The organism is Pseudomonas paralactis (assembly GCF_001439735.1).
GTDB lineage: Bacteria > Pseudomonadota > Gammaproteobacteria > Pseudomonadales > Pseudomonadaceae > Aquipseudomonas > Aquipseudomonas paralactis.
The window spans coordinates 1-9,422 of the sequence record NZ_JYLN01000001.1; the positions used below are offsets into that span (position 1 = coordinate 1).

At 62.0% G+C, this 9,422-nt stretch carries 8 protein-coding genes; 5 read left to right on the forward strand and 3 right to left on the reverse strand.

Features of this window, described 5'->3' with window-relative positions:
• Nucleotides 1–122: 122 nt before the first annotated feature.
• Nucleotides 123–854 carry a TetR/AcrR family transcriptional regulator gene (locus TX23_RS00005; protein ID WP_057700466.1) on the reverse strand — a complete coding sequence of 244 codons (732 nt, stop codon included), beginning with the start codon at nt 852–854 and terminating at the stop codon, nt 123–125.
• A gap of 354 nt (nt 855–1,208) precedes the next feature.
• On the opposite strand from TX23_RS00005, the gene TX23_RS00010 reads away from it, so the two are divergent.
• The 4 genes from TX23_RS00010 to TX23_RS00025 are packed head-to-tail and all read left to right on the forward strand — an operon-like array spanning nt 1,209 to nt 5,826.
• On the forward strand, nt 1,209–1,916 hold the full coding sequence (locus TX23_RS00010) for an ABC transporter ATP-binding protein (RefSeq protein ID WP_057700467.1): 708 nt from the start codon (nt 1,209–1,211) through the stop codon (nt 1,914–1,916).
• A complete protein-coding gene (locus tag TX23_RS00015) occupies nt 1,913–3,112 on the forward strand; it encodes an ABC transporter permease (RefSeq protein ID WP_057700468.1) in 1,200 nt (399 codons plus the stop codon). The genes TX23_RS00010 and TX23_RS00015 overlap by 4 nt, the downstream gene beginning before the upstream one ends.
• Nucleotides 3,105–4,583 carry a TolC family protein gene (locus tag TX23_RS00020; RefSeq protein ID WP_057700469.1) on the forward strand — a complete coding sequence of 493 codons (1,479 nt, stop codon included), beginning with the start codon at nt 3,105–3,107 and terminating at the stop codon, nt 4,581–4,583. The genes TX23_RS00015 and TX23_RS00020 overlap by 8 nt, the downstream gene beginning before the upstream one ends.
• Complete coding sequence (locus TX23_RS00025; RefSeq protein ID WP_057700470.1) at nt 4,573–5,826, forward strand: efflux RND transporter periplasmic adaptor subunit; 1,254 nt, start codon at nt 4,573–4,575, stop codon at nt 5,824–5,826. Before TX23_RS00020 ends, TX23_RS00025 begins: the two co-directional genes overlap by 11 nt.
• A gap of 517 nt (nt 5,827–6,343) precedes the next feature.
• Here the strand turns inward: TX23_RS00025 and TX23_RS00030 are convergent.
• Both TX23_RS00030 and TX23_RS00035 read right to left on the reverse strand, forming a co-directional pair.
• On the reverse strand, nt 6,344–7,738 hold the full coding sequence (locus TX23_RS00030; protein WP_057700471.1) for an FAD/NAD(P)-binding protein: 1,395 nt from the start codon (nt 7,736–7,738) through the stop codon (nt 6,344–6,346).
• Between the two features lie 22 nt (nt 7,739–7,760).
• Nucleotides 7,761–8,324: a helix-turn-helix domain-containing protein gene (locus TX23_RS00035; RefSeq protein WP_032880600.1), complete on the reverse strand. Its 564-nt coding sequence runs from the start codon at nt 8,322–8,324 to the stop codon at nt 7,761–7,763.
• 92 nt (nt 8,325–8,416) lie between these two features.
• On the opposite strand from TX23_RS00035, the gene TX23_RS00040 reads away from it, so the two are divergent.
• A complete protein-coding gene (locus TX23_RS00040) occupies nt 8,417–9,346 on the forward strand; it encodes a DMT family transporter (RefSeq protein WP_057700472.1) in 930 nt (309 codons plus the stop codon).
• The last annotated feature ends 76 nt before the right edge of the window (nt 9,347–9,422 follow it).

Consider the following 9,422-nt stretch of genomic DNA (forward strand, 5'->3'; position numbering starts at 1 on the left):
TCGGCTGACAAAGACTGATTGATCGTCGTATGCTTTTTCATGGGCTCGCCCTCGCTGTCGTTGGCTTCTATAAGAATGCCACCGTGGCGCATAGACGCCTCGGCTTGGGCGAGTCCATCTAATTACAGGGAGTGGTGTTCGCGTAGGGCGCGCTGGGTATCCAGCACCTTGGCCAGCGCCGTTTCGGCTTCCTGGCTTTGCTGCGGCACCCGAATCGCTGCCGACACCAGCGTGATCAACTTGGCCATCACCTCCGCATCCGTGGCCGGTCGGCCCAGGCTCATGGAGTTCATCAGCAGGCGCAGTTCGGTGCCGGCCATTACCCCGGAAATGGCCTTGAGGGCAAATTGCAGGCGCACCCCCAGTTCATTGCGCGGCAAATCCGGCAGGGCCAGGGCGAAGGCTTCGAAGAAACGCTGGAACACCGGCTGGTAATGCACCTTGAGGTATTCCTGGATGAACGGCGAGGTGTCGCTGTAGACCCGGCCAAGGAATCGAATGAACGAGCGCCCTTCCCCGCTGGCCGGGTCGCTGCGCTCCAGGCCCATGGCTGGGGCAAACAGCACGCCCAGCAGCGTGTCACAGTCCAGCGGGCCGTCGGACTCGGCTTCACAGCGTGCGAGCAATTCCAGGCGCTGCTCGTTGAGCGGCTCCAGGCGTTGCATCAGCAGGGTTTTCATCAGGGAGTCCTTGTCCCCGAAGTGGTAGTTGACGGCCGCCAGGTTGACCTGGGCACGTTCGGTGATCTGGCGTAGCAACACGGCGTCGTAGCCGTACTTGATGAAGAGGGCCTCTGTCGCATCCAGCAATCGAGTCTTGGTAACGTTTGGAGCGCTGAGTTTCTTCGCGACCATAAGGGTTCCACGGCGGAAATATTGTTTTAAAAAATAATTTGATTTTTTATACCGGGGCGGCCCGGCGAAAGCAAGTAGTGACACTCCGCCATTTCGTGCAAACCCTGTATAGCCGGGCTTTTGAGACGAGGCGAGAGTTATTTATCCGCCTTTGGCATGTGACGCAGAAATTGTTTCCAAGGGTAAAACCGCTCTACTTCCATGGCTGGCGAAGCGTCCGGAAGGCGGTTACTATTCAAACAATATTTTAAAAACAAGAAATAAAACCAGTCCGTGACGCGTACAGGCAGCTCCCGAACTTGTTACAAGAATTTTCCGGGGCATGGCGGTACCGTTGTGACTGCAGGCGTAGTCATGATGACAGACACCCCCACGCAACCCGGTTTGATCTCCCTGCAAGGCATCGGCAAGCGCTATCAGCTCGCCGGGCAAGAGCTGAGCATTCTTAATGACGTATGCCTGTCCATTGCCAGCGGTGACAGCTGCGGCATTCTCGGCGCCTCCGGTTCCGGCAAAAGCACCCTGCTCAATATCCTCGGCCTGCTGGACCTGCCCAACTGCGGCCAGTACCACTTTGCCGGTCACGATATTTTCAATGCTACCCCCGACGAACTGGCCGCGATCCGCAATCAGCAGATCGGTTTCGTGTTCCAGAGCTTCAACCTGCTGCCACGCCTCAGTGCCCTGGACAACGTCGCGCTGCCCCTGAGTTATCGCGGCGTATCGCGGCATGAGTCGGTGGAGCAGGCCCAACACATGCTCGATCAAGTCGGCCTGGCCGAGCGCGCCCATCATCGCCCCGCCGACCTCTCCGGCGGCCAGCGCCAGCGCGTCGCCATTGCCCGCGCCCTGGTGGGCAAACCCTCGGTGATCCTCGCCGACGAACCCACCGGCAACCTCGACAGCACTACCGCGCAGGAGATCATGGACCTGCTACTGGCCCTCAACCGCGAGCAACAGGTCACGCTGATTATCGTCACCCACGACGCCCATATTGCCGAGCGCCTCGAACGCAAGATCCTGGTGCGCAACGGCGTGGTGCACGAGGCCGGGCGCCTATGAGCCTGCGGGTCGAGCAGAGCCTCAGCCAACTTCTGCATGAAGCCTTGATCAGCCTGCGGACCCTGGGCAAACGTTCGATCCTGGCGCTGCTGGGCATTGTGATCGGCAGTTCGTCGGTGGTGGCGTTGATCAACATCGGCCACAACGCAGCGGTGGATGCGGCGATGATCTTCAAGGACATGGGCACCGATACCCTCATCGCCCAGTTCCCGCCCAAGGGCAGCAGCAATGTGCCGATGCGCGCCCAACTCGACCTCAACGCCGTGCGCCGGGCCGTACCGGGTATTGCCCATATCGGCGCGCTCAGCCTGTTCAGCGGGCCCATCGTGTTTCATGGGCGCACCACCAATGCCAACCTGGTTGGCAGTACGCCGGGGATACAGGCCGCCATGCGCCTGGCCATACGCGAAGGGCGCTTCCTGTCGTCCTTCGATGCCAACGAAACCTTCGGCGTGATCGGTGACCAACTCGCCCAGGCCCTCAGCGCACCGGGCGACCCACTGCAACTGGGCGACCGCGTGCGTATCAACGACTACCTGTTTCTGATCGTGGGCATTCTGCACGACCAACCCCGTGCCATGCTGATGCCGGTGCAGGCCAACGAGTCGTTGTTCATCCCCGCCGAAGGTATGCGCCGCATCTATGCCAGCCCGCAGATCAGCAATGTGATCATCCGCGCGGTACAAGGACAGGACATGGAACGTATCGCGAAGGACGCCGCCGCTGCGCTGCAAGCCCAACTCAGCGACCACGACGTCAATATCACGGTACCGCAGCAGATGATCGATGGCATGACGCGCCAAAGTCGCACCTTCGCCTACCTGCTGCTGGCCCTCGGCGCGATTTCCCTGGTGGGCGGCGGTGTCGGGGTGATGAACGTGATGCTGATGAACGTCTCGGAACGCCGCCGCGAGATCGGCATCCGCATGGCCCTGGGCGCACGCCAGCGGGATATCCGCAACCTGTTCCTGCTCGAAGCCGTGACCCTCACCGCCGTGGGTGCGCTATGCGGCGCAGTACTGGGCATGACCGCCGCGTGGCTGTATGCATGGCTGTCAGGCTGGGCGTTTGCCCTGGCGGCGGCCGCCCTGCCCCTGGGGGTGGGCAGTACCTTGCTGGTGGGCTTGTTCTTCGGCATTTACCCAGCGGTCTCGGCCTCGCGGTTACAGCCGGTGGAGGCCCTGCGGGATGAATAAGTGGCTAGGGCTGCTGGCCCTGATCAGCCTGCCCGGTATGGCTGCCGACGTGGTGATCAATCCGTCGGCGCCCAGCAGCACCCGCAGCGGCTATGAGCGCGGTGTCTCGCTCAATGCCCAGGCCACCACCATGACCCTGGGTGATGCAGTGTACCTGGGCTTGCGAAACAACCCGGCGATCCGCAGCGCCTACCTGCAACGGGTGGCGCAGAAGTTTGACTTGCGTGTTGCCGAAGACGTGTTCAACCCCAAGCTCACCCTCAACAGTCACTACCGTACCTCCCGCGGCTCACAGGACAACACCCGCAACGCCAACCTGGCGCCGACCAGCAGCCTGCTCGGCGAATACGGTACGCGCTTGAGCATGGCGTGGACCCAGCAGCTGAACAATGCCAACCGCGCCGGCCGCTACCGCAGCGACGGGCTCGACCTGGCAATCATCCAACCGCTTATGCGCGGCGCCGGCCGGGACGCCACCACCGCGCCGCTGCGCCTGTCACGCCTGGCCGAGCAGGCCAACCGCCTGAACCTCAAGGCCACCGTGGCGCAAACTATCAGCCAGATCATCGCCACCTACCGCGAACTGCTGCGGGCCCAGGAACAACTGGTGATCGTGCAGGAAGCGCTCAAACGCTCCAACACCTTGCTGGACGTGAACAAGGCACTGATCAGCGCCGGGCGCATGGCCGAGTTCGAGATCGTACAAACCGAAGCCGATATCGCCACCCAGCAACTGGGCGTGGAAGAAGCCCGCAACCAACTGGACACCAGCCGCCTGGCCCTGCTGCGCCTGCTGGCGCTGGACCTGTCGACACCGGTGCGCGCCACCGAAGCCCTGGAGGCCAACCCCATGCAGATCGACCAACGCCAAGCCTTCAACCTGGCGCAAAACCAGCAACCGGAATACCTCGCCGCCCTGCTCGGCAGCCAGCAGGCCGACCTCAACCTGGTGATCGCCAAGGATTCCGGACGCTGGCAAGTGGACTTGGTCGCCGGCGCCAACCAGGTACGCGCCGCCACCGACACCGACAACGGCCATAACAATAACCGTACCTGGGACAGCTACGCCGGGGTGCAGGTGCAGATCCCTATCGGCGACATCAGCACACGCCAGGCCGAGGTGCGTGCGCGGGTGAACGTCGAGGACCAGGAGATCCGCATTACCGACGCCCGCCAGGAGCTGGAGCGCAACGTCAACAACGTGGTACGTGACCTCGGCACCCGCTGGCGCCAATATGAAATTTCCAGGCGTGCCGTGGAGTTGTCGCGGCGCAAGATCGAGATCGAGCGGGAGAAACTCAGTGCCGGGCGCTCCACCAACTTCCAGGTGCTGAGCTTTGAAACCGACCTGCGCAACGCCGAAAACGCCCAGCTCAATGCGCTGATCGCTTATTTGAACGCCCAGACCCAGCTCGACCTGACCCTGGGCATGACGCTGGAAAGTTGGGAAATCGCCCTCAATGACTACTAAGAAAAAAACGCTGCTGATCGTTGTTTCGATCCTGCTGCTGGCGGTGGCGGCAATCAGCCTGATCAGCCAGCACAACGGCGCCGAGCAGGCCGGTACGGCCGAGCAGTGGCTGGCGGTTAAACCCGACCCGCTGGTGCACCAGATCGGCCTGGTGGGCAAGATCGAGCCCGACACCACCGTCACCCTGACCGCCCCGTTCGACGGTAACGTGCAGGCCAATCTGGTCGAGCAAGGCCAACGCGTCGAGGCCGGCCAGGTGCTGTTGCGCATGGACCCGGCGACGCTGGAAGTGCAACTGCGCGATGCCCTCTCCGCCCAACTCAAGGCCAGGCGCTCCGTGCAGGACATGCAGGACTGGAACAGCAGCCCCACCGTCAGCCGCGCTCGTCGCAGTTTGCGCACCGCCGAAATGACCGCCGGTAACACCCAACGCAAACTCACCGAGAGCGAAAACCTGTTCAAGCGCGGCATCATCCCCCGCAACGAGCTGGACGACCTCAAGCAGCAGACTCAACAGCAGCAACTAGACCTGGCGGCGGCGCGCAGTGAGTTGCAACAGGCACTGGACCAAGGCCAGGGCGAATACCGACAGATCGCCGAGATGGAGCTGACCAATGCCACGGTGAAGTACCAGGCCTTGCAAAAGCTGCTTGAAGGCAAGGAGGTCAAGGCGCCCTTCTCCGGCATCGTGGTGCCCGCGCCTGGCAGCACCAACACCGCCCAGGGCGGCGGCAACAGTAACGCGCCGGTGCAGGCCGGCAGCAAGGTCAGCCAGGGCCAGGTGCTGTTCGGCCTGGCCAATATCGAACGCTTGAAAATCGTCGCGAAAGTCTCCGAACTGGATATCAACCAGTTGCACCAGGGCCAGGCGGTGGAAGTGATGGGCGACGGGTTTGATGGCGAACGGTTGACGGGTTCGGTCAGCGTGGTCAGTGGTTTGGCCGTCGCCAGTGACAGCCAGGGCAGCGCGCAGTTTCCAGTGACCTTGTCGATCCCCAAGCTGACGCCGCAGCAGTTGCAACGGGTGCGCCTGGGCATGAGTGCACGGTTGACCATCGTGACCTACAACAATGCTCAGGCGATGGTCATCCCCAGCCAGGCGATTGCCGCGGATATGACGGTGGAATATCGAGAGGCGATGGATAAACCAGTAGAACGAGTGAAGGTCACCACCGGCCAATCGACACCTCAGGGCGTTGAGGTATTCGGGCTAAAACCAGGCTTCGTGAAAACCTCAAGCTAACCGCCGAACCAGTGTGGGAGGGGGCTTGCCCCCGATGGCCATGGGTATCTACACAACTTTTGTAGCCACTGCCGCCGGTAACCACGATGCGAAGCGAGCCGCTCTTGATCTTGATCTGCTTTTGATCTTAGGCGCCCCGTTAAACCACGCTGGCCGAACGCAGGCTTGAATCCGTGGGTAACCCGGCAGGACGCCGGGTTAGCCGTCCTGGGCCAAGGATGGCCCATGACGGCGGCCCACGGATTCAAGCCGGAGTGAGGGCACACCGAGCCCAAGCGAGGTGCCGAGTGGTGGGGCAAGAGCGTTTTGCTTACTTTTGCGCTTTTCAAAAGTGAGCCGCCGTAAGGGCGGAACCAATAGCAGCCGCGACCTAAATAACGGATATGTACTCGATCAAAGTCCAGCATCCTGGTCGGCCCTGAGGCCGCCATCGGGGGCAAGCCCCCTCCCACAGGTCCAGCGTCGTGCCAAAATTGTGTAGATACCTATGACCATCGGGGGCAAGCCCCTCCCACATTTAGAGCTGTGTGAGCTTGGTTGCCAGTGCCTTGGCCTGAAACGCCACATCCGTCACCGCGGTGCTCTCCCACCACAGGCCCCGCAACGGCGGCCCCATGGCAAACAAGCGCTGGCTGACCTTGCCCTGGGCATCCCGCACCGCGCCGGACGCATCCGCCGCAATCCCCAACGCCAACGGCCCGGGCTGGACCAGCCCGCGCTTGAGCAGTTGCTGCGGCAAAGGCCGGGCCACACGGCGCCAGTCGTATTCGATACCGCTGGAATTGATCAACGCCGCTCCCGAAACCTGGGTGACCACTTGCTCGCCACGATAGCGCACCGCAATGGCAATCCCCTCATCCGACGGCACCAGGCCCTTGAACGAGGCAGCGCGAATCCGCAACCGCCCTTCTCCCAACAAGCGCTCCACCAATTGCGCACTCAACGGTGGCGAGCGGTGGTGATGGCTTTCCCACCATGGTCGCACATGCCGCACGAACTGGCGTTTCTGAGCCTCACTGGCCTGGCTCCACAAGCGCGCTATGTGCACGCGCACCGTGTCCAGCGGTGCCTGCCAGTCAATGCCTTGCGCGAGCGCGAGCTGGCACTGGCGTCGCACCTCACGCAGCAATTGTCGGGGGCTGCTCAGGCTGTGGTCGGCGGCGAGGAAGTCGTCCCAACTCGGCGGCTGTCGACGCACATGGGGCAACAAACCGTGGCGCGAAAAAATTTCGATGGGCCCACAATGCCCGGCCTGCTCCAGGGAAACCACGGCGTCAACCATGGTCAGCCCGGAACCAATGATCAGCACCGTCGAGTGCGGGTCAAGCCGGGTCATCGCGGGTACATCCCAAGGGTCCAACGCGGCGGCATTCAATCCTGTGGACTCGGTCTGCGGAGTGCGCGCCGCCGGGAACATGCCGGTGGCCAGTACCGCGAAGGTACCCTGCAGTTGCTCGCCAGTATCGAGGGTCAACAACGCCGAGGTGGCATCGACTTGCAGGTCTACCCCTTCGGCGCGGATGTGCTCGACGCTTGAGGTAGACAGCGCCTTGGCTTGGGCCAGACGCTGCTGCGCGTACAGACCAAAAATCCCCCGTGGCGGGAACAGTTCGCTGATAGGTACATGCTGTTGGTACGACTCGGGCCATCCACCGGTGCTGATGTAGTCGGTGAGCCATTGGGTCAGGTCGTCGGCATTGTCCGGGTCAACGCTCATGCGTGCGGCATTGCCGTTCAACGTGTGGCCCAGCTCGACCGCGCTGTAGGCTTCGCCTCGTCCCAGCTCAGCACGGGGTTCGACTATCAGGATGCGCCGCGTGCCCGGCAGGCGCAGCAGTTGCGCGGCCAACATCGTTCCGCTCAGGCCACCACCGATGATCAGTACATCTGCAACGCGAATTGATTGACCCATACCGGTTCACCCTGACTGTTGTTCAAATCACCACATTTCGAACAAACCGCACCGCCGCGTTCCCATCATTGCGATAAGCATGGGGCTGGTGGCTGGCGAACATAAAGAACTCTCCAGCTTCGATGACATTTTCCTGATCACCTATCACGAGCGTCAGGCTGCCCTCGAACACAAACAGTTGTTCGCTCCACCCTTCCAAGTCAGGGTCCGGGCAATAACGGTCACCGGGCTCAAGCCGCCACTCCCATAATTCGACCTCACGCCGTGCCGTAGCCTTGGCCAGCAACACCGCCTTGCTGCCGACAATCTCGCCCGCCCAGGCCAGCTCATTGATACGGCTGTGGTCGCGCACATCCGGCGCCTGAATCAGATCACTGAACGCCACGTCCAACGCTTCGGCGACACGGTCGAGGGTCGACAGGCTGACGTTCTTCTCCCCTGCTTCTATCGCCACCAACATGCGCCGGCTGACACCGGATTTTTCCGAGAGCGCGGTCTGGCTCAGGTCGGCGGCATGGCGCAGGCGACGGACGTTCTGGCTGACGTGCTGCAGGACCGAGGCCCGTTGCGGATTTTCTTTGTGCACTATATTGCTCAATAGGTGGGTGTGCGCAGTATACTGCCCAGCGTGCGGCGCATTGTGCGGTCCGTGCCTTTCCCTTGCAAGACCGAGCCGCCATGACCGCCCCGACCTCCCCTTCGCGTTTCAACCGCTTCAGCAAAGCCGAGTGCATCCTGGTGGTGATCACCATGATCTGGGGCGGCACCTTCTTGCTGGTGCAACATGCCATGACCGTCAGCGGGCCGATGTTCTTTGTGGGCTTGCGGTTTGCCGCCGCCGCGATCGTGGTGGGCTTCTTTTCCCTGCGCACCTTGCGCGACCTGACACTGTTCGAGTTGAAGGCTGGTATGTTTATCGGCGTCGCGATCATGTTTGGCTACGGTTTGCAGACGATTGGCTTGCAGACCATCCTGAGCAGCCAGTCGGCGTTCATTACTGCGCTCTATGTGCCGTTTGTGCCCTTGTTGCAATGGCTGGTGCTGGGCCGACGCCCGGGGTTGATGCCCAGCATCGGCATCATGCTGGCATTTGCCGGATTGATGTTGTTGACCGGCCCGGCGGGTGCTTCATTGAATTTCAGCCCTGGAGAAATCGCCACGCTGATCGGTGCCGTGGCCATTGCCGCCGAGATCATTTTGATCAGCGCCTTCGCTGGGCAGGTGGATGTGCGCCGCGTGACCGTGGTGCAACTGGCGACGGCATCCTTGTTGTCGTTCCTGATGGTGGTGCCGATGGGTGAGGCGTTGCCGGGCTTCTCGTGGTTGCTGCTGTTCAGCGCGGTGGGCCTGGGCTTGACCAGCGCAGTGATCCAGGTCGCGATGAACTGGGCGCAGCAGAGTGTGTCGCCCACCCGGGCTACCTTGATCTATGCCGGTGAGCCGGTGTGGGCAGGCGTAGTTGGGCGGATTGCCGGGGAGCGGTTCCCGCCGGTTGCGATGGTTGGGGCGGTGTTGATTGTGGTGGCGGTGATTGTGAGTGAGATGAAGACGAAGGGGCAGAAGGCAGTTGAACTCGCAGATGCCTTGGAACAGGAGCGTCAGGGATAATCTGCAAATGCTGTGGCGCCTGCTCTATCGTCATCGCGGGCAAGCCCGGCTCCCACAGGGGTCGGCGTTTCAATTC

Coding starts and splice junctions, on each gene's coding strand:
- TX23_RS00020 (WP_057700469.1), top strand. CDS start 3,105: ATGAATAAGTGGCTAGGGCTGCTGGCCCTGATCAGCCTGCCCGGTATG.
- TX23_RS00030 (WP_057700471.1), bottom strand. CDS start 7,738: ATGGGTCAATCAATTCGCGTTGCAGATGTACTGATCATCGGTGGTGGC.
- TX23_RS00015 (WP_057700468.1), top strand. CDS start 1,913: ATGAGCCTGCGGGTCGAGCAGAGCCTCAGCCAACTTCTGCATGAAGCC.
- TX23_RS00040 (WP_057700472.1), top strand. CDS start 8,417: ATGACCGCCCCGACCTCCCCTTCGCGTTTCAACCGCTTCAGCAAAGCC.
- TX23_RS00005 (WP_057700466.1), bottom strand. CDS start 854: ATGGTCGCGAAGAAACTCAGCGCTCCAAACGTTACCAAGACTCGATTG.
- TX23_RS00010 (WP_057700467.1), top strand. CDS start 1,209: ATGATGACAGACACCCCCACGCAACCCGGTTTGATCTCCCTGCAAGGC.
- TX23_RS00025 (WP_057700470.1), top strand. CDS start 4,573: ATGACTACTAAGAAAAAAACGCTGCTGATCGTTGTTTCGATCCTGCTG.